The sequence below is a fragment of the Ruegeria jejuensis genome (genome assembly GCF_041537905.1).
In the GTDB taxonomy this organism is placed as follows: Bacteria; Pseudomonadota; Alphaproteobacteria; order Rhodobacterales; family Rhodobacteraceae; genus Ruegeria_C.
Genome location: NZ_JBGRUO010000034.1, coordinates 19,100 through 37,703 on the forward strand (window position 1 = coordinate 19,100; position 18,604 = coordinate 37,703).

At 61.6% G+C, this 18,604-nt stretch carries 18 protein-coding genes; 10 read left to right on the top strand and 8 right to left on the bottom strand.

Features of this window, described 5'->3' with window-relative positions; all coding sequences use genetic code 11:
• The first annotated feature begins 139 nt into the window (after window positions 1–139).
• Window positions 140–1,036: an RNA polymerase sigma factor RpoH gene (gene rpoH, locus AB1E34_RS24445; RefSeq protein WP_372574911.1), complete on the top strand. Its 897-nt coding sequence runs from the start codon at window positions 140–142 to the stop codon at window positions 1,034–1,036.
• A gap of 66 nt (window positions 1,037–1,102) precedes the next feature.
• Here rpoH and AB1E34_RS24450 read toward each other — a convergent pair whose 3' ends face one another.
• Complete coding sequence (locus AB1E34_RS24450; protein ID WP_372574912.1) at window positions 1,103–2,170, bottom strand: fasciclin domain-containing protein; 1,068 nt, start codon at window positions 2,168–2,170, stop codon at window positions 1,103–1,105.
• A 175-nt stretch (window positions 2,171–2,345) separates the two neighbouring features.
• Entirely contained in the window at window positions 2,346–3,461 is a 1,116-nt protein-coding gene (locus AB1E34_RS24455) for a THUMP domain-containing class I SAM-dependent RNA methyltransferase (RefSeq protein WP_372574913.1), read from the bottom strand.
• 97 nt (window positions 3,462–3,558) lie between these two features.
• Here AB1E34_RS24455 and AB1E34_RS24460 point away from each other — a divergent pair, with 97 nt between their 5' ends.
• Window positions 3,559–3,828: a DksA/TraR family C4-type zinc finger protein gene (locus AB1E34_RS24460; RefSeq protein WP_372574914.1), complete on the top strand. Its 270-nt coding sequence runs from the start codon at window positions 3,559–3,561 to the stop codon at window positions 3,826–3,828.
• A gap of 76 nt (window positions 3,829–3,904) precedes the next feature.
• A complete protein-coding gene (locus AB1E34_RS24465; protein WP_372574915.1) occupies window positions 3,905–4,459 on the top strand; it encodes a thioredoxin family protein in 555 nt (184 codons plus the stop codon).
• A 52-nt stretch (window positions 4,460–4,511) separates the two neighbouring features.
• Here the strand turns inward: AB1E34_RS24465 and AB1E34_RS24470 are convergent, their stop codons facing one another.
• The 3 genes from AB1E34_RS24470 to AB1E34_RS24480 all read right to left on the bottom strand — a co-directional run bounded on the left by AB1E34_RS24470 (window position 4,512) and on the right by AB1E34_RS24480 (window position 7,684).
• Entirely contained in the window at window positions 4,512–6,332 is a 1,821-nt protein-coding gene (locus AB1E34_RS24470) for a M3 family oligoendopeptidase (RefSeq protein ID WP_372574916.1), read from the bottom strand.
• Window positions 6,333–6,428: 96 nt separating this feature from the next.
• Window positions 6,429–7,394 (bottom strand): alpha/beta hydrolase, encoded by a 966-nt coding sequence (locus AB1E34_RS24475; RefSeq protein ID WP_372574917.1) that lies wholly within the window; start codon window positions 7,392–7,394, stop codon window positions 6,429–6,431.
• Entirely contained in the window at window positions 7,394–7,684 is a 291-nt protein-coding gene (locus AB1E34_RS24480; RefSeq protein WP_372574918.1) for an SCP2 sterol-binding domain-containing protein, read from the bottom strand. Before AB1E34_RS24480 ends, AB1E34_RS24475 begins: the two co-directional genes overlap by 1 nt.
• Window positions 7,685–7,754: 70 nt before the next feature.
• Here AB1E34_RS24480 and AB1E34_RS24485 point away from each other — a divergent pair, with 70 nt between their 5' ends.
• The 5 genes from AB1E34_RS24485 (at window position 7,755) to AB1E34_RS24505 (ending at window position 12,846) form a co-directional block, all read left to right on the top strand.
• Window positions 7,755–8,324 (top strand): tetratricopeptide repeat protein, encoded by a 570-nt coding sequence (locus AB1E34_RS24485; RefSeq protein WP_372574919.1) that lies wholly within the window; start codon window positions 7,755–7,757, stop codon window positions 8,322–8,324.
• 28 nt (window positions 8,325–8,352) lie between these two features.
• Window positions 8,353–11,238: a helicase-related protein gene (locus AB1E34_RS24490; protein WP_372574920.1), complete on the top strand. Its 2,886-nt coding sequence runs from the start codon at window positions 8,353–8,355 to the stop codon at window positions 11,236–11,238.
• 6 nt (window positions 11,239–11,244) lie between these two features.
• Window positions 11,245–11,616 carry an Hsp15 family ribosome-associated heat shock protein gene (locus AB1E34_RS24495; protein ID WP_372574921.1) on the top strand — a complete coding sequence of 124 codons (372 nt, stop codon included), beginning with the start codon at window positions 11,245–11,247 and terminating at the stop codon, window positions 11,614–11,616.
• Window positions 11,617–11,682: 66 nt separating this feature from the next.
• Window positions 11,683–12,021, top strand: a complete 339-nt coding sequence (gene fdxA, locus AB1E34_RS24500) for a ferredoxin FdxA (RefSeq protein WP_249706270.1) — start codon at window positions 11,683–11,685, stop codon at window positions 12,019–12,021.
• A gap of 309 nt (window positions 12,022–12,330) precedes the next feature.
• A complete protein-coding gene (locus tag AB1E34_RS24505; RefSeq protein ID WP_306193542.1) occupies window positions 12,331–12,846 on the top strand; it encodes a CarD family transcriptional regulator in 516 nt (171 codons plus the stop codon).
• A 77-nt stretch (window positions 12,847–12,923) separates the two neighbouring features.
• On the opposite strand, the gene cobS is transcribed toward AB1E34_RS24505, so the two are convergent.
• Window positions 12,924–13,688, bottom strand: a complete 765-nt coding sequence (cobS, locus tag AB1E34_RS24510) for an adenosylcobinamide-GDP ribazoletransferase (protein ID WP_372574922.1) — start codon at window positions 13,686–13,688, stop codon at window positions 12,924–12,926.
• Between the two features lie 79 nt (window positions 13,689–13,767).
• Here cobS and cobT point away from each other — a divergent pair, with 79 nt between their 5' ends.
• Window positions 13,768–14,781, top strand: coding sequence for a nicotinate-nucleotide--dimethylbenzimidazole phosphoribosyltransferase (gene cobT, locus AB1E34_RS24515; protein ID WP_372574923.1), 1,014 nt, complete (start codon window positions 13,768–13,770; stop codon window positions 14,779–14,781).
• Window positions 14,782–14,791: 10 nt separating this feature from the next.
• On the opposite strand, the gene AB1E34_RS24520 is transcribed toward cobT, so the two are convergent.
• Together AB1E34_RS24520 and AB1E34_RS24525 are read right to left on the bottom strand one after the other, a co-directional pair.
• Window positions 14,792–16,666, bottom strand: coding sequence for a monovalent cation:proton antiporter-2 (CPA2) family protein (locus AB1E34_RS24520; RefSeq protein ID WP_372574924.1), 1,875 nt, complete (start codon window positions 16,664–16,666; stop codon window positions 14,792–14,794).
• A 16-nt stretch (window positions 16,667–16,682) separates the two neighbouring features.
• Window positions 16,683–17,138 (bottom strand): Lrp/AsnC family transcriptional regulator, encoded by a 456-nt coding sequence (locus AB1E34_RS24525; RefSeq protein WP_306193548.1) that lies wholly within the window; start codon window positions 17,136–17,138, stop codon window positions 16,683–16,685.
• 147 nt (window positions 17,139–17,285) lie between these two features.
• Between AB1E34_RS24525 and hppD the strand changes: the two genes are divergently transcribed.
• Complete coding sequence (gene hppD / locus AB1E34_RS24530) at window positions 17,286–18,380, top strand: 4-hydroxyphenylpyruvate dioxygenase (protein WP_372574925.1); 1,095 nt, start codon at window positions 17,286–17,288, stop codon at window positions 18,378–18,380.
• Window positions 18,381–18,604 lie beyond the last annotated feature (224 nt).

Genomic DNA, 18,604 nt, shown 5'->3' on the forward strand with positions numbered 1-18,604 from the left:
AAACACTGTGAGAAATATGTTCTCACCTTTCCTTAACAGTAAGTTAATCGGAAACTGGTAGCACCCTCTTGAATGGGCAGCATAGGTGACCCATATGCTATGTTAAGAGGCTAAACATTACTCCGGAGGGACAACGGATATGTCGAATTACGCAAATCTACCCGCACCCACCCCCGAAGGCGGTCTGAACCGCTATATGCAGGAGATTCGCAAGTTTCCCCTGCTGGAACCGGAAGAGGAATATATGCTCGCCAAGCGGTGGGTCGAAGAGCAGGATACCGAATCCGCCCACAAGATGGTGACCTCGCATTTGCGTCTCGCGGCGAAGATCGCGATGGGTTATCGCGGCTATGGTCTGCCCCAGGCAGAGGTGATTTCCGAGGCCAATGTGGGTCTGATGCAGGCGGTCAAGAAGTTCGATCCCGAAAAAGGCTTCCGCCTTGCGACCTATGCCATGTGGTGGATTCGCGCCTCGATCCAGGAATATGTCCTGCGCTCGTGGTCGATGGTCAAGCTGGGGACCACCTCGGCGCAGAAAAAGCTGTTCTTCAACCTGCGCAAGGCCAAGGCCCGCATTGGCGCGCTGGAAGAGGGTGATCTGCGGCCTGAAAACGTAGCACAGATCGCCAATGATCTGGGTGTGACCGAAGAAGAGGTGGTCAGCATGAACCGGCGCATGTCCGGTGGCGATGCCTCGCTGAACGCCACGGTCGGCTCCGAGGGCGAAGGGTCGATGCAATGGCAGGACTGGCTTGAGGATGAAGATGCCGATCAGGCCGGTGATTACGAGGCGCGTGACGAGCTTGAAGCGCGGCGCGAATTGCTGGCCGAGGCGCTGGAGGTGCTCAATGACCGGGAAAAAGACATTCTGACCCAGCGCCGCCTCATGGATCAGCCGGTGACGCTGGAAGAGTTGAGCAGCCAGTACAATGTCAGTCGCGAACGCATCCGCCAGATCGAGGTGCGCGCCTTTGAGAAGCTGCAGAAGAAGATGCGCGAACTGGCCCGCAACAAGGGCATGCTCGCCACCGCCTGACGCAGTGCTGCGAAACAAGAAACAGCCCGCCAAACCCGGCGGGCTGTCGCATTTCAGGTTACAGGATCAGGCGAACAGGAAATCATCCGCGTCCAGTTGATGGGCGCGCACGCCGAAAAGGCTGATCTGGTCGCCGTCGTCCAGCTCGATCACGGTCCGGAAGAAACGGGCACTGATGTCGTCCTCGATGTCGTGGAAATCGTGGATGCCCTCATAGCCAGTCAGATCAATCTTGTCGCTGCCGACGCGGAAATCCAGGATCGTGTCGCGGCCGTCGCCGTTTTCAAAGACGAAGCTGTCCTTGCCCCAGCCGCCGAAGATGTAGTCATTGCCATCCCCGCCATCGATCACATCCTTGCCGCCACCGCCGAAGATCTTGTCGTGGCCCTCATCGCCGCGCAGGATATCCTTGCCGCGCCCGCCACCGATCACATCATTGCCAGTGCCACCAAGCACGATGTCATTGCCACTGCCGGCCCAGATGATGTCACGTCCGCTATTGCCGTCGATGAAATCGTTCCCCCGGCCGGTGAAGTTGAATGAATTGCCGTCATCATCCAGAATGAAATCGGTATCGGGTTGGGACAGGATGCCCGTCACCGAGACCGGGAGCAACACGCCGTCCAGAACGTGGATGATGCCGTTGGTGGCGTGGATGTCGAAAGCGATCAGGCCCGGATCGGCGATCCCGTCATCGGCGTCGCCGAGGCTGGGCGGCATGCTGTCGAGGTTCAGCGTGACCGAGCCGCCCTGAAGTGTTCCGATCTCGGCGCCATTGCCCAGCCCGGCTACCGTCTCAAGATCAAAGGCGCCATTGACCACGTGATAGGTCAGCACGTCGGTCAGCAGCGGGATCGGGTCTCCACCGCCCAGCAGCGTCAGGGCCTCGACGATATGGGTGAGCGCGCCAGCCTCGTCATCACCGTCAAAACCCAGTGCGGTGGCCAGACCGATAAAGGCCGCATCCGTGGGCGCAAACACCGTTAGCGATGCGGCGTCATCGTTCAGGGCATCATCCAGCCCGGCGGTGATAACGGCGTCGCGCAGCAGATCGAAATCGCCACTATTGTTGTCGTATGTGCCGGGCGCACCGCTGTTCAGTACAATGCCGGTCAATGTTTGTGTCGCGTCCATGTCTGGGAACCTCCAACCCTGTTTTTTCCTTCCCTCGCTGCGAAGCGCGCGTGTGAGTGGCGTCTTTTGCCCGAGGAAGATGACAGGGTTACGTGGCGTGAAACGGGTTGGATCAGCGATGTGCAGTACACGAAAACGTGATCGGCTGTCCCTCGCCGATCACGGACGCGCGGGTCTAGGGCAGGGGCGAGGTCTGGTAGAGTTTGACCTTCAGCCCGCCATGTGCCACCGGCGGGCCGGGTGGCAGAAAGGGCAGGGCAGTGGCGCGGGCAAGCCCGCCATCGCTGGTGATCACGCCCACACGCCAGCCCGAGAAACGTTCTTTCAGGACCTGTCCGAAGGCACCGTAGAGTCCGAAAAGGACCTTCTTGTTGCCAATTCGCGCCCCGTAGGGCGGGTTGACGATGACGAGGCCGGGCGGCCCTTCAGGAGGCGCGATATCGCTGATGGCGGCCCGGTGAAAGCGGGTGAACGCGTCGACACCTGCTGCCTCTGCATTGCGTATGCTGTTTGCAATCGCACCGTCGTTCCGGTCTGACCCGAAAAACCGTGCGGCTGGCGTGCGAGGAGGCGATGTGTCCCGCATCTCGTCCCACGCCGCAGCGTCAAAGTCCGCCAGATGCTGAAAGGCGAAACTGCGCGAGCGGCCCGCTGCGAGCCCGGTGGCAATCTCTGCAGCCTCCAACACAAACGTGCCCGAGCCGCACATCGGGTCATAGACCGTTTCGCTACCATCAAAACCGCATTGGCGCAGGAACATCGCTGCCATCGTCTCGCGCATCGGCGCCTTGCCGACCGCAGGTTTGTGACCCCGCTTGTGCAAACTTTCCCCGGAAGTATCGAGGCTTATGGCGCAAAGGTCATCCTCGATCCGGACCTTCACGACCAGGTCGGCCTTGGAATCGATCGTCGCGCCCAGCACCTCGGACAAGGCGCGTTCGATCCGCTGAGCGGCGGCCTTGGCGTGATAGATTTTCGACTTGCGGCAGGTCACCTCGACCCGCAGCGGCACATCAGCGCGCAGGGTGTCGGCCCAGGGAAACTTGCGCGCCCGTTTGTCGAGCTGCGCCAGATGGAAGGCGCGGAAGGCGCCGATGCGCACCAATACGCGGGTGGCACCGCGCAGCCACAGATTGGCGCGCCAGACATCGGGCCAATGCCCCTGCACGGTCACGCCTCCGGGCGAGATGACCGGAGCGTCGAACCCCAGCGCGCGGGCTTCCTCGGCCAGCGGCCGTTCCAGCCCCGGCGTTACCACCAGAAAAATCTCGAAAGGCTCGGTCTTGTCCATCCGCTCTGCTTAAAGCGAAAGCCAAGCGGGTACGACCGCTTTCTGGCGCTCTCCGGGGATTGCAGCTATCATAACTGACCTGCAACGGAGGTTTGACATGGCGGGTGGATGGGCGCGCGACGGCGCGGTGAGTGAACAGATCGAGGCTTCGATTTCGGACGAACTGGCGCGGATGAAAGCGGCCAAGCGCCCCGCTGGCGACAGCCTGACCCATTGTGCCGATTGCGAAGAGCCCATCCCCGAAGCGCGGCGACAGGCTATACCGGGCGTCAAGCTGTGTATCGAGTGTCAGCAGGACCGCGATGCGGCCTTCAAACCGCGCGCAGGGATCAACCGACGCGGATCGAAGGACAGCCAGCTAAAGTAGCTTTTGGGCGTTTTGCTGTTGCCAAACGGGGCCGCCCCGGGTCCAATATCTGGCGGAAAATGCAAGGAGAAACCAGATGGCTGCAACACCGTCAGCATGCGAGTTCGATTGGCCTGCGCAGGATTTCTCGCTGCCTGCAACCGATGGCCGGACATATAGTCTTGCCGATATCGCGGGTGAAAACGGCACCTTGCTGATGTTCATCTGCAATCACTGCCCTTATGTGACGGCGGTGATCGACCGGATCGTCCGGGACGCTAGTGACCTTGTCCCGCTGGGAATTGGCGTCGCCGCGATCTGCTCCAACGATGCGCGGACCTATCCGGATGACAGTTTCGAAAACATGATCGGGTTCGCCGCAGACCGGTCTTTCACATTTCCTTATCTGCATGATGAGAATCAGTCTGTCGCGCGCGCGTATGACGCCGCCTGTACACCGGATTTCTTTGGCTTCAACGCCGATCTTGGCCTGCAATATCGGGGACGGCTCGATGCCTCGCGCAGAAATGCCGGGCCAGCGGATTTGCGGCGCGATTTGTTTGAGGCGATGAAACAGGTGGCGGAAACGGGGCGCGGACCGGCTGATCAAATCCCGTCGATGGGCTGTTCCATCAAGTGGCGCGCGGCCTGAGATCGACCCTGCCCGGCATGCCGGGCAGAGGTTCTGTTTCGGCGCGGCGCGCTTAGCCCTCCATCGCCTCCAGCTCGTCGATCATGTCAGAGATCATGCTCAGCCCCTTGTCCCAGAACTTGGGGTCGCTGGCGTCAAGCCCGAACGGGGCCAGAAGCTCCTTGTGGTGTTTCGAGCCACCGGCTTTCAGCATGTCGAAATACTTTTCCTCGAAGCCTTCAGCGCCGTCGGCATAGACCGAATAAAGCGCGTTCACCAACCCGTCGCCAAAGGCATAGGCATAGACGTAGAAGGGCGAGTGGACGAAATGGGGGATATAGGCCCAGAAGGTCTCATATCCCTCCATGAACTCAAACGCAGGCCCAAGCGATTCCGCCTGCACCGACATCCACAGCGCGTTGATGTCATCGGGCGTCAGCTCGCCCTCACGACGGGCGGCATGCAGTTTGCATTCGAAATCGTAGAACGCGATCTGGCGGATCACCGTGTTGATCATATCCTCGACCTTGCCCGCCAGCAGGATCTTGCGCTGCTCAGGGCTTTCGGCTGCGTCCAGCATCTTGCGGAAGGTCAGCATCTCGCCAAAGACACTCGCGGTCTCGGCCAGCGTCAGCGGGGTTGAGGACAGCATCTCGCCCTGATCGGCCGCCAGAACCTGATGCACGCCATGGCCCAGCTCATGGGCAAGGGTCATCACGTCACGCGGCTTGCCCAGATAGTTGAGCATCACGTAAGGGTGCACTTCGGTTACCGTGGGGTGGGCAAAGGCACCCGGCGCCTTGCCGGGTTTCACGGCCGCATCGATCCAGCCTTTCGAGAAAAACGGTGCGGCCAGTTCTCCCATACGCGGGTCGAAGGCCTCATAAGCGTCCATCACCGTTTTCTCGGCCTGCGCCCAATTGACGATGCGTGTATCTTCCATCGGCAGCGGCGCGTTGCGGTCCCAGACCTGCATCACGTCGAGCCCCAGCCATTTCCGCTTTAGCTCATAATAGCGGTGGCTGAGCTTGGGGTAGGCGGCCACAACCGCCTCGCGCAGCGCCTCGACCACTTCGGGTTCCACATCGTTGGACAGGTGCCGCCCGGTCTGCGCCGTCGGCATCCCACGCCAACGATCTACGATTTCCTTTTCCTTGGACTGTGTGTTGTGGACACGGGCGAAGGTCTTGATGTTCTCGCCGAAGACCCGTGCCAACTCCCGGCTCGCCGCCTCGCGCTTGGCGCGATCCTGCTCGGTCAGCAGGTTGAGCGTACCTTCGATATTCAGTTCTTCGCCATCGACGGTGAAGCTGAGCCCGGCAATGGTTTCATCGAACAGCCGCTCCCACGCGTCGCCCACGACGCCCAGATCGTGCATGAATTTCTCAAGCTCATCGCTGAGTTGATAAGGCTTCATCGCGCGGATGCGGCGGAAGACGGGCGCATAGCGTGCCAGATCCGGGTTCTGCTCCAGCAAGGCCGCCAGGTGCTCATCCTCCAGCCGGTTCAGTTCCAGCGTGAAGAAGACCAGCGGGGTGGTGAAGATGGTGATCTTTTCCTGGCAATCGGACATGAACTTGGCCCGGTCGGCATCGGTCGTTAGCTGGTAATAGCGCAACCCCGCAAAGGACATGACGCGACCCGCGACGGCGCTGATCTTTTCGTTGCGCTGCACGCAGGTCAGCAGGCCTGCGGCGTCGAGATCACCCAGCTTGCCTTCGTAATCGGCAGCAAACGACGCACATTCCCCTTCCAGCCAGTTCAGGTCGCGGGCCAGTTCCGGGGCGTCCTCACCGGTGTAAAGATCGCTCAGGTCCCATTCCGGCAGATTGCCGAGATTGTCGGTGCCTCCGGCGGCATTGGCGTCACGAACGGGAAAAGGAAGGTTGAGCATATCTGGGCCTCACATGGTGCTTTCCCAGACATCTAGTTGCCGGGTCCGGCGATCACAAGGCGGATCGCCGCAACCTAGCCCAATGTGAAGAATTGTTCAGGCGCTGAGCGCGGGCAGCGAGGAATTGGTGGCAAAAAAACTGGCCAGACGCTCATAGATCGGACCGCGGACTTCGGGCGCTTCCATCAGAACTTCGTGCTCGCCATCGGGAATCTCGATCAACTCACCCTTGGGCCAGCCCGCCATGCGCGCCCGGATCGCCTTACGGTCAACGATCTGTTCATGGCTGCCGAGCACGGTGATGCAGGGCGTATCGGGTGCGGGCCGTTCAGACAGGTCCTGGCATTCATTCAGCGCCTCGCGCAGCCAGATGGTCGAGGGCGCGCCCAGCGACAATTCGGGATGCGCGCGCAACTGATCCTTCATCATCTCGAACATGGCCGGATCGCGGGTCAGCACATTACCCTCGAAGGGTTGCGAGATGACATAGCTATCGAGTGTTGTGGTTGGCGGAATCTTGTGGCCCAGGCCCACTTTTGGCCCCCAATAGGCGGTCACCCAGCTGAGCGGCTTCATCACCGGCGTAAAGAAGATGCCCCACATCGGTCCGGTAAAGGCGCAGCTGGCAATATCGGCGCCCTCGTAAATGGCGCGCAGCCCGATCGCGCCGCCCATGGAATGGCCGATGATATGATAAGGGCGGGGCAAATCCAGCGCGGCGGCGGCGTCAAAAACCGCCCGGACATCGTGCTGGTAATCCGCGAACTGCTCTACATGGCCGACACGGCGGTCCTCCAGCGGTCTGTCCGCCAGCCCCTGTCCACGCCAGTCAATGGCCAGAAAGGCGAACCCGCGCGAGGTGAATTCGCGCGCCGCATCCCCGTATTTTTCGATATATTCCGTACGACCGGGAAACATCAGGACGGTGCCCTGCGCCTCACCCTCGGGGTGCCAATGCCCGATACGAATGCGGACATCGTCCTTGGTGGTTAGCCAATGGGCAAGGCCTCCGGTCGGACCGCCGGCCACATCTTCAAACAGCGGGGCCGGCGACATCCCCATCAGGCCAGCACCGAGGCAAGCTGCATGGCAAGACTCATGTCACCGTCAACGGTCAGACGGCCGGACATGAACGCGCCCGTCGGGTCAAGCTCGCCACCAACGATCTGCTGGAACGTTTCGGCATCTGCGCGCAGGGTTACGTCGGCGTCGTCATCGCCCACACGGGCGCCGCTGCTGTCCAGCATGATCGCGCCCAGATCGGCAACGTCGAATTTCGCGGTCGCGGAAAATGCACCCCCGGAGAGTTTTTCATTCAGGGCGCTGACGGCCTGGTCAAGTAGTTCGCTCATGGTCTTCCTCTATCTTGCGCCCGCGTGGTGATTGGACATTGTGACGGGCGACGCTACAGTGACCCGTGTTATGACCATTGCATACCCCATTCTCAAAGATATCGTGGCGGCAACCTTCGTCATAGTGATGTTTTCCGGGTCTGGACATTCCCAGCAGGCCGATATCAACGACGAATCGCAGCTTTTGGCCGCTCTGGCGCTGGCCGACGAGTCGCAAGCCCGCCGCCTGAACCGGCAATTGCAGTCGCTGTGGTCGAAATCCGGCTCACCCTCGGCTGACCTGCTGCTTCAGCGCGGGCGCGATGCGCTGGAAGCGGATGACATTGAGGCGGCAATCGAACATCTGACCGCGCTGACCGATCATGCGCCGGATTTCGCCGAAGCCTGGCATGCGCGTGCCTCGGCTTATTTCGCCGCCGAGCTGCTGGGACCGGCAGTGGCCGATCTGGAACGCGCACTGGCGCTGAACCCGAACCAGTATGACGCAATCTTCGGTCTTGGGCTGATCTTCGAGGCGCTGGACCGACCGGAACAGGCCTATCAGGCCTATGAGCGCGCGCTGGCTATACATCCCCATCACGAGCAAGTAACCAATGCCATGAATCGGCTGCAATCCCACGTTGAGGGGCGGTCACTCTGACGCCCGGTGAACCGGGCAGGGGGCGAAGGTGAACGGGTCATCCCGAATCGTGGCCGTTCTTGGCCCGACCAACACAGGCAAAACGCATTACGCCATTGAGCGGATGCTGGGGCATCGCACCGGTGTCATCGGCCTGCCGCTGCGCTTGTTGGCGCGCGAGGTCTATGACCGGATCGTCGCTGCGCGCGGCCCGTCGGTGGTGGCGCTGGTCACCGGCGAGGAACGGATTGTGCCGCCGCGCGCGCAATACTGGGTCTGCACGGTCGAGGCTATGCCCGAAGGGATGGGCGCCGATTTCGTCGCTATCGACGAGATTCAGCTTTGCGCTGATCCCGAGCGGGGGCATGTGTTTACCGACCGCCTGATGCGGTCGCGGGGCACTCATGAGACGCTGTTTCTGGGCGCTGATACGATGCGCGGACCGATCCGGGCGCTGGTGCCCGAGGCGGAGTTTGTTCGGCGCGAGCGGATGTCGCAGCTGGTCTATTCCGGCTCGAAAAAGATCAGCCGGATGCCGCCGCGCAGCGCCATCGTTGGGTTCTCGGTCGATAATGTCTATGCCATTGCCGAGTTGATCCGCCGCCAGAAAGGTGGGGCTGCGGTGGTGATGGGCGCGCTCAGCCCGCGCACCCGCAACGCGCAGGTGGCGCTCTATCAGAATGGCGAGGTGGATTATCTGGTGGCCACCGATGCTATCGGCATGGGGTTGAACCTGGATATCGACCATGTGGCCTTTTCAGCGCTCAGCAAGTTTGACGGGCGCCGGATGCGACCGCTCGCCCCCAATGAACTGGCCCAAATCGCGGGTCGCGCCGGGCGGGGCATGTCGGATGGCACCTTTGGTGTGACCGGCGAGGCGCCAAAGCTGGATGACGGCATGGCGCAGGCGATCATGGACAGCCGCTTTACCCCGCTGAAAAAGCTCAACTGGCGCAATCCCGATCTGCGCTTTGGCTCGGTCGATGCGCTGATCGACGCGCTGGAACAGTCGCCCGATGACGACTCCCTGCTCAAGGCGCGCCCGGCTGATGACCTGCTGGCGCTCAAATCGCTCTCGCAACAGACCGAGATCATGGCCCGCGCCAGCGACGTGGCCTCGGTCCGGCTCTTGTGGGATGTGTGCCGGGTGCCCGATTTCCGGGGCATCAGCCACGCCGAACATGCCAGCTTGCTTGAGGTCATCTATGGCCACCTGCATGAACGCGGCGGCATCCCGAATGAGTTCATGGCCCGCCAGATTCGGCGCATCGACCGCACCGATGGCGACATCGACACGCTCTCCAAACGATTGGCATATATCCGCACGTGGACCTATGTCGCGCAACGGAACGGCTGGGTGGCTGACGAATCCCATTGGCGTGACGAAACGCGCGCTGTAGAAGACAGGGTGTCGGACGCTCTGCATGACCGTCTGACCCAGAGATTTGTGGATCGGCGCACTTCTGTGCTGTTGCGCCGGCTCAAACAGAAGGAGGCCCTTTTGGCCGAAGTGAACGATAAAGGTGAAGTGACCGTCGAAGGCGAATTCGTCGGCCGTTTGGAAGGGTTCCGGTTCAGCCCGGACAAAAGCGCGCAGGGCGCTGAGGCGAAGGCGTTGAAAACCGCATCGCTTCAGGCGCTCGCGCCGCAATTCCATCTGCGGGCCGACCGGTTCTATAACGCACCGGATACCGAGATTGATTTCACCGATCAGGGCGGCCTGATGTGGGGTGAATACGCTGTCGGCAAGCTGGTTGCAGGCGACGACCCGATGAAGCCGCAGGTCGAGGTGTTTGTCGACGAAGCCGCCGGTCCGGATGTGGAACAGAAGGTGCAGCGCCGGGTGCAGCATTTCATCGACCGCAAGGTTGCGGCTCTGTTTGAGCCGCTGCTTAACTTGTCGCGTGATGAGGAACTGACCGGGCTGGCGCGGGGCTTTGCCTTCCGCATGGTCGAGGCGCTGGGCATCCTGCCGCGTGCGCAGGTGGCGCAAGAGGTCAAGGACCTGGATCAGGATGCCCGTGGCGCGCTGCGCAAGCATGGCATCCGCTTCGGGCAGTTCACCATCTTCATGCCGCTTTTGCTGAAACCCGCGCCGACGCGTTTGCGTCTGGTTCTGTGGTCGCTCAGCCAGGGACTGCAGATGTTCCCTGACGCCCCGCCGCCGGGTCTGGTGACCGTGCCCGCCGATGCCGAGGCGCCCAAGGGCTATGACACCATGTGCGGTTACCGCACCGCTGGCGACCGCGCGATCCGCATCGATATGCTGGAACGTCTGGCCGACATGCTGCGTAGCGAGGACAGCCGGGGTGGATTTGAGGCCAAGCCCGACATGCTCTCGATCACCGGCATGACGCTGGAACAGTTTGCCGATCTGATGCAGGGGCTGGGGTATAACGCCGAGCGCGGCGAGCGCGAGAAGGTGAAAGCGCAGCCCGTGGCGGATGCAAAACCCGTCGAGGCCGACGCCACTGCAGAGGCGCCCGCCGATGCTGCGGAGGCCACTGGGACCGAGGCCGAAGACACTCCGGCAGAGACGCCGGTTGCGGCAACCGAGGAGCCCGCCGAGGCGGTCGCAACCGAGGACGCCAAAGCCGAAGAGGTCGCGACCGAAGAGACACCGGTTGAGGTCACCACAGACGCCGATGCCCCTGACGCTGCGGTATCTGCCGAGCCCGAGGTTGAGGTGTTCTTCACCTTCACCTGGGGTCGCAATCGGCAGGCGGGCCGCGGCCCGCGCCGCGATCAGAAACAGGGCCGGGGCGCGCCGCGCGGTGGCAAGCCCCAGGGCAAACCGCGCAAGCAGGGTGGCAAGAAGGGGGGCGCACCTAACAAGGGAGCCAAGACCTTCTCTTCACGCCCGCCCAAATCGGAAAAGCCTATCGACCCGGACAATCCGTTCGCGGCGCTGATGGCGCTGAAAGAGGGCAAGTAGCAGCTCATGTCCGAGGCGCCTACAAGGCAGCGCCTGGACAAATGGCTGTGGCATGCCCGCTTCTTCAAAACCCGCAACCTCGCCGCCAAACAGGTGGCGGGGGGCAAAGTGCGGGTGAATGGCAACCGTACCGAAAAGCCCGCGCAATCCGTTGGCCCCGGCGACGTTCTCACCTTCGCGCAGGCGCGCGAGGTACGCGTGATCCGGATCGAGGCCATAGGCGAGCGGCGCGGTCCCGCACCCGAGGCGCAACAGCTGTACCAGGATCTGAGCGAACCAAAGGACAAGGTGGCGCAAAACCCCGGCTACGCGGGAAAAGGTCGCCCGACCAAGAAAGAAAGACGATCACTTGATCTTTCTCGCAGGCAGGACCCCTGATCGCGGCTTGAACTGGGGCCGGGTCTGAATTAGCTAACCGGTCAAAGAGCCAGTAGGAAACGGACCATGACCTATATCGTCACCGACAATTGCATTGCCTGCAAATACACCGACTGTGTCGAGGTATGCCCGGTGGACTGTTTCTACGAGGGCGAGAATATGCTGGTCATTCATCCCGATGAATGCATCGACTGCGGCGTCTGCGAACCCGAGTGCCCCGCCGATGCGATCCGCCCGGATACTGAGCCGGATATGGAAAAATGGGTCGAGTTCAACCGCAAGTATTCCGAAGCCTGGCCGGTGATCGTGACCAAAAAAGACCAGCTGCCCGAGGCTGAGGAGCGCGACGGTGAAGAGGGCAAGCTGGACAAGTATTTCTCGGAAGCGCCCGGTGAGGGCGGCTGACCGGAAAACGGGTAAGTGATTCGGTCCTATTTGTGCCGAAGTCGCGCGCTAACCGTTGAGCATCGCCCCATAAGATATTGAAATATATGGGGTGTGATTGGTCTTACCTAACGTTCGCTTCCGATTCCCCGGAAATTATGGTAAGTTAACAGCTCAACTGAAGTTATGACCGGGATATTCTCCGTTGGACCTCACACCTCGGAGCTAGAAAAAAGCGTCACAATCTCCACCAACCGGGAACCTGATAGGGGTCCCCCGTGTGGTCTTTTGACGTCGAAACTTCCCGACGCAAGCAAAGGAAAGATCTGTATGTCGAAGTCGAAGAAGCTCGAGTTCCGCCCCAATGACTATGTTGTCTACCCGGCGCATGGCGTGGGACAGATCATTTCGATCGAAGAACAGGAAGTGGCAGGATACGCGCTGGAACTGTTTGTGATCTCGTTCGAAAAAGACAAGATGACCCTGCGGGTGCCCACCAACAAGGCCACAGAATCCGGCCTGCGCTCGCTCAGCTCGCCGGACGTGATCAGCCAGGCGATGCGCACGCTCAAGGGCAAGGCCAAGGTCAAACGCGCCATGTGGTCGCGCCGGGCGCAGGAATATGAGCAAAAGATCAACTCGGGCGATCTGATCGCAATTGCCGAAGTGGTCCGCGACCTGCACCGCACCGACGACCAGCGCGAGCAGAGCTATTCCGAGCGTCAGCTGTATGAGGCTGCGCTGGAACGTCTGATCCGCGAAGTGGCCGCCGTATCCGGTGGCGACGAGATTGTGGCGGCCAAGCAGGTGGATGAGGTTCTGACCTCGCGCGCCGCAGCCGCCTGATTTTTGACGGTTTGAAATGATCAGGGCCGCCCCTCGGGGCGGCCTTTTTTATTGAGCACGGGGAAACGATCAGAGCCTCAAACAGTCGCGCAGAGGATCAATAAGAACGCGATCTCACCAACCTGCTGGGTTGCGCCCAGAACATCGCCGGTCTGGCCTCCGATCTTGGCCTTGGCGACCTGGGCCAGGCCCGATGCGGCAAGGCCCGAGACCAGCGCGGGAATCACAGCAGAACTCCCCGCAATCAGCAGTCCCAGCGCCGATGCCAGGATCAGCCCTGCGATGGCGGCCTTGCCCGACGGTGGGCCGACCTTATGGCTCAAACCCGTGCCACGCGCGTTGGGCATTGTGGCCATCAGCGCCGGCATCAGCGCCCGTGACCAGATCGCCGCCGCCAGCAGCAGCCAGAGCGCGCCCGCGCCGATCAGGGTAACAATCGCCCCCCAGCGCAAGAGCAGCGACAGGATCAACGCCAGCACACCATAGGTGCCGATATGGCTGTCTTTCATGATCTCCAGCCGGCGTTCGGGGGTGAACCCGCCCCAGAACCCATCCACGGTATCTGCCAGCCCGTCTTCGTGCATGGCACCGGTGACGCCCACCAGCACGATCAGCACCAGCGCGGCGCTCAGCATTGCGGGCAGGTCGAGGGCCAGGGCAATAGTGCCAATCAGGCAGGCCAGCACGCCCACAACCAGCCCAACAAGCGGAAAGGCCCAGACCGCCTTTGCCTGCCGGTCAAAGACGGGTTCGGGCAGGTGTGGCAAGGGCAGGCGGGTCAGCAGCACAAGGGCCAGCAGAATATCCCAGCCCGAGACCGGGCGCATGTCGCTTTTTGTCATTCACGGGCCTTTGTTGGTCTTGTCGCATCACGCGCATTGGTTAAACACGCAGGAACGATCTGATGCAACGAGGCTCTTGATGCTCCCTGACCTGACCGACCTGTCCGATTTCCGTACCGCACTGGCGCAGGCGCCGGGTCCCGATGTCGAGGCGTTGAGCGCGGCACAAGACCGCAACGGGCAATTGACCAAACCACCGGGCGCGCTGGGGCGGCTGGAAGAGCTGGCGATCTGGTATGCGGGCTGGCGTGGCGATGCGCGGCCGGTGATCGGCGCGCCGCAGCTTGTTGTGTTTGCCGGCAATCACGGGGTCACCGCGCAGGGCGTGTCGGCTTTTCCAGCGGACGTGACCGCGCAGATGGTACTGAATTTCCAGCATGGCGGCGCGGCCATCAACCAGCTCGCCCGGGCTGCGGGCGCCCGCATGGATGTCCGCGCGCTGGAACTGGACCGGCCCACCGAAGATTTCACCAAAGGCCCGGCGATGAGCGAGGCGGATCTGCTGGAGGCGCTGCGGGTCGGATGGATGGCAGTGGACCCCTCCGCTGATCTGCTGGTGGTGGGTGAGATGGGGATCGGCAACACCACCCCCGCAGCCGCGCTCGCCTGCGCATTATATGGCGGTCAGGCCACCGATTGGACCGGGCGCGGAACCGGGGTGGACGATGCGGGGCTGGCCAACAAGGCGCGCGTGGTTGGCGAAGGCGTCGCGCTGCACGGCAAAACCGATGACGGGCTGGAGCTCTTGCGCTGCCTGGGCGGGCGCGAGATCGCCGCGATGGCCGGTGCCATTGCGGCGGCGCGGGTGTTGCGCATCCCGGTCATTCTGGACGGGTTCATCTGCACCGCTGCCGCGGCCTGTCTGGCACAGGTCTCCGAGACCGCTTTGGATCACGCCGTTGCGGGCCACCAGAGCGCGGAAAGCGCGCATGCGCGCCTGTTGCAGAAGCTGGGCAAAGAACCGCTGCTGTCGCTGGGCCTGCGATTGGGCGAGGGATCAGGCGGGGCGCTGGCGATCAACATCCTGAAATCGGCTGTGGCCTGCCATTCCGGCATGGCCACTTTTGCCGAGGCGGGCGTGGCGGACGGCTGATCCGCCCGGCTCAGGCCGATTTCTTGGCGTGCTCTTCGGCCAGTTCCAGCAGCGCGGTTTCAAGATCACGCTGCAACTCCTCCGAGCGCGCGATATAGTCTGGGTTCTCGCTGGCGGGCACGCCCGGTTTCCAATGGGCGGCCAATTCGCGCAGCGAGCCGCGATCGTGGTGATAGAATGTCTGTTCGGCCCCGGCGGCCTCGAACTCTGACAGGCCCACATTCTCCAGCACGTAGCGTCCGGCGCGCAGCGAGGCGTCAAACATCTCGCGCACGATGTCGTCGGCCCCGGCCTGATACAGCTCGTAGACATGGGTGCGGTCATAGGCGCGCGCCACAATGTGCAGATCGGGTTGCTGGCGGCGGGCATATGCGACCAGTTTGGTGACCTCGGCGGGGTCGTCCATCGCCGCCACCAGCACCTTTGCCTTGGCCAGCCCGGCAGCTTTCAGCAATTCCGGCCGGGTAGGGTCGCCCAGAAACCCCTTGTAGCCGAACCGCCGCATCAACTGGATAGTCTCCATATCCGTGTCCAACACGACCGTCTTGAAGCCGCTGGCCTGCACCAGCCGGTTCACGATCTGGCCGAACCGTCCGATCCCGGCAATTATGATGGGGCCTTCCTCGTCGATCTCGTCGGGCTCATGCTTGGGTGTGTGGTCGCGCATGTTCTTGGAGAGCAGGTCATAGATGATGAACAGCAGCGGCGTGATCAGCATGGTCAGCGCGATGATCATCAATAGCTTCTGCTGCAGCCCCGGCGGGATCACGTTGTGCTGCGCCGAAAAGGCCAGCAGCACAAAGCCGAACTCGCCCGCCTGTGCGAGCCCGAGGGTGAACAGCCACCTGTCGCGCCCGCGCAGCTTGAAGGCTCGCCCCACCACATAGAGGATGATGCCCTTGGCGAGGATGACCAGCAGGGCAAGCCCGATCAGGTCCAGCGGGTCGCGGAAGAACAGGTTGAAATTTATGCCCGCCCCGACGGTAATGAAAAAGAGCCCCAGGAACAGTCCCTTGAAGGGCTCAAGGTCGCTTTCCATCTCATGGCGGAACTCCGAGTTGGCCAGAACCACGCCCGCCAGAAACGAGCCCAGAGCGGGTGAGAGCCCGACCAGCGACATCAGGAACGAGATGCCGACAACGATCACCAGCGCCAGCGCCGTATACATCTCGCGCAGACGGGTGGCATGGATATAGCGAAACACCGGGCGCGTCAGGTAAATCCCGGCCAACACCACAGAAGCCACTGCGCCGATGGTGACCAGCGTCACCGCCCAACCGGGTAGCCCTGCAACCAGCGACAGGGTTTCATGATGTCCATCGTCGCCGCCGCCAAGCGTGATCGAGCCATCGCTGCTCAGATGCGGCATTGCATCCATCGCCAGGAGCGGCAGGAAGGCCAGGATCGGAATGACGGCGATATCCTGAGTCAACAGCACCGAAAATGTGGCCCGGCCGCCATTGGTCTGCATCAACCCTTTCTCGGACAGGGTTTGCAGCACGATCGCGGTCGAGGAGAGCGATAGGGTCAGCCCGACCGCCAGCGCAATGGTCCAGGGCTGCCCTGCCAACATGGCAACCCCCATGACGGCCACGGTCGACACCCCCACTTGCAGCCCGCCAAGCCCGATCAGTCGGTCGCGCATGTCCCACAGCGCCTTTGGCTCAAGCTCAAGCCCGATCAGGAACAGCATCATCACCACGCCGAACTCGGCCACGTGCTGCAACTCCTCCGTCTCAGCGCCGACCAGACCCAGCACCGGGCCGATCACGATGCCCGCCGCCAGATAGCCCAGAACCGAACCCAGCCCCAGCCGCGCCGAAAGCGGCACGGCGATCACGGCCGCCGCCAGATAGATCGTGGCCTGGTAAAGGAAGTTTTCCATGTCGGTCCTTTCGCGGTCAGGTCGGCAGCGGCGCGTCGCGCTTGAGCTGATCCATGACGATCTGGCTTTGCACGCGCGCTACCGCAGGATGGGGCAGGATGACCTCATGAAGCAAGCTGTTCAGCGCAGGTAGATCCGCGCAATAGACCTGAAGGAGGTAATCCGCCTCTCCGGTCATCGTCCATGCGCTGATTATCTCCGGTCTGGTATCCACCATGCGAGCGAAACCCGCCGATTGATCCGGGCCATGGGTGCCAAGATGGACCTGAACGAAGCCCTGCACATGCAGACCCATCCGCTCGGGGTCAAGCCGGGCCGCATATCCGGTGATGTAGCCTTCGCTTTCCAGCCGCTGCCGCCGTCGCCCGGCCTGGCTGGGCGAGAGGTTCAGCAACTCTCCCAACTGGTGCGCGGTCAGATGGGCGTCCTTTTGCAGGGCGGAAAGCAGGCGGCTGTCAGTGTCATCCAGCATATGCGTCATCTTTTCATTTTTGTCCAGAATAGCGCGTATAATCCGCATAAAAAGGGGGGAATATATGCAAATTTGCGCAGAAACCGTGCGCAATCCGGCGTATATTTGCTTAAGCGAACAAAATTCAGCAAAAATCGGAGACGCGCCATGGGTCCTTTCCCGCATCATGCCCCGAAATCGATCATCAGCGATGAAAACCCCGCCGGTACGGACGGGTTCGAATTTGTGGAGTTTGCCCATCCCGAGCCGCAGGAATTGCGCGATCTCTTCGCCCGCATGGGCTATGCGCTGACCGGCCGCCACAAGAGCAAGGATATCGAGCTTTGGCAGCAAGGCGACGTGACCTACATCCTGAATGCCGAACCAGGCAGCTTTGCAGCGCGCTTTGTAGAGGAGCACGGGCCTTGTGCCCCGGCGATGGGCTGGCGCGTGGTGGATGCACAGGCCGCTTACGAACATGCGGTATCGCAAGGGGCCGAGCCTTATGACGCAAATGACAAGACCATGGATGTGCCCGCGATCAAGGGCATTGGCGGGTCGCTGATCTATTTCATCGACCAGTATTACGATACCTCGCCCTATAATCAGGAATTCGAGTGGCTGACCCAGTCCAAGCCGCGCGGCGACGGGTTCTTCTATCTCGATCACCTGACCCACAATGTCTTCAAAGGCAACATGGACAAGTGGTTCCAGTTCTATGAGACCCTGTTCAACTTCCGCGAAATCCGGTTCTTTGACATTCAGGGCAAATTCACCGGGCTCTACAGCCGCGCGCTGACCTCGCCTTGCGGCCGTATCCGCATCCCGATCAACGAGGATCGCGGCGAGACCGGGCAGATCGTGTCCTACCTGAAGAAATACAACGGTGAAGGCATCCAGCATATCGCCGTTGGCTCGGACGACATCTACGCCTCGACCGATGCGATTGCCGAAAAGGGCCTGAAATTCATGCCCGGCCCAAACGAGACCTATTACGACATGTCGTATGACCGGGTGACCGACCACGATGAACCCAAAGACAAGATGATGAAACACGGTATCCTGATCGATGGCGAAGGGGTCGTGGATGGTGGCGAGACGCGGATTTTGTTGCAGATCTTTTCGAAAACCGTGATCGGCCCGATCTTTTTCGAGTTCATCCAGCGCAAGGGCGATGACGGGTTCGGTGAGGGCAACTTTCAAGCGCTGTTCGAATCCATCGAACGCGAACAGATCGAATCCGGTGAGATCGCCGCAGAATAATGGGAGAGAGGGCAGGCGGGCCGCAAAAGCGGCCCGCCGTTAGGTGTAGATCGCTTTCCTATGCACGGTTTAGGGCTGCTTTGATGCAGGTTTCTCGGACGCCGCATGCTGGCGGGGGAGTTGCGCGATGGGTTTCCCGGCGTCAGAGAAGCGCTCAGGCGGGAAATCGCGGGGTTAGTTCTTTTGGGTCGGCTGTGCTATGGGGATTTGTACGAAGGGCTTGC

Excerpts from the sequence above, each read along its gene's own strand:
- AB1E34_RS24450 (WP_372574912.1), bottom strand. The coding sequence starts at position 2,170 with ATGGACGCGACACAAACATTGACCGGCATTGTACTGAACAGCGGTGCG.
- AB1E34_RS24485 (WP_372574919.1), top strand. The coding sequence starts at position 7,755 with ATGACCATTGCATACCCCATTCTCAAAGATATCGTGGCGGCAACCTTC.
- AB1E34_RS24470 (WP_372574916.1), bottom strand. The coding sequence starts at position 6,332 with ATGCTCAACCTTCCTTTTCCCGTTCGTGACGCCAATGCCGCCGGAGGC.
- AB1E34_RS24495 (WP_372574921.1), top strand. The coding sequence starts at position 11,245 with ATGTCCGAGGCGCCTACAAGGCAGCGCCTGGACAAATGGCTGTGGCAT.
- AB1E34_RS24455 (WP_372574913.1), bottom strand. The coding sequence starts at position 3,461 with ATGGACAAGACCGAGCCTTTCGAGATTTTTCTGGTGGTAACGCCGGGG.
- rpoH (WP_372574911.1), top strand. The coding sequence starts at position 140 with ATGTCGAATTACGCAAATCTACCCGCACCCACCCCCGAAGGCGGTCTG.
- AB1E34_RS24460 (WP_372574914.1), top strand. The coding sequence starts at position 3,559 with ATGGCGGGTGGATGGGCGCGCGACGGCGCGGTGAGTGAACAGATCGAG.
- cobT (WP_372574923.1), top strand. The coding sequence starts at position 13,768 with ATGCTCCCTGACCTGACCGACCTGTCCGATTTCCGTACCGCACTGGCG.
- AB1E34_RS24475 (WP_372574917.1), bottom strand. The coding sequence starts at position 7,394 with ATGGGGATGTCGCCGGCCCCGCTGTTTGAAGATGTGGCCGGCGGTCCG.
- cobS (WP_372574922.1), bottom strand. The coding sequence starts at position 13,688 with ATGACAAAAAGCGACATGCGCCCGGTCTCGGGCTGGGATATTCTGCTG.
- AB1E34_RS24525 (WP_306193548.1), bottom strand. The coding sequence starts at position 17,138 with ATGCTGGATGACACTGACAGCCGCCTGCTTTCCGCCCTGCAAAAGGAC.
- AB1E34_RS24465 (WP_372574915.1), top strand. The coding sequence starts at position 3,905 with ATGGCTGCAACACCGTCAGCATGCGAGTTCGATTGGCCTGCGCAGGAT.
- AB1E34_RS24480 (WP_372574918.1), bottom strand. The coding sequence starts at position 7,684 with ATGAGCGAACTACTTGACCAGGCCGTCAGCGCCCTGAATGAAAAACTC.
- fdxA (WP_249706270.1), top strand. The coding sequence starts at position 11,683 with ATGACCTATATCGTCACCGACAATTGCATTGCCTGCAAATACACCGAC.
- AB1E34_RS24520 (WP_372574924.1), bottom strand. The coding sequence starts at position 16,666 with ATGGAAAACTTCCTTTACCAGGCCACGATCTATCTGGCGGCGGCCGTG.
- AB1E34_RS24505 (WP_306193542.1), top strand. The coding sequence starts at position 12,331 with ATGTCGAAGTCGAAGAAGCTCGAGTTCCGCCCCAATGACTATGTTGTC.
- hppD (WP_372574925.1), top strand. The coding sequence starts at position 17,286 with ATGGGTCCTTTCCCGCATCATGCCCCGAAATCGATCATCAGCGATGAA.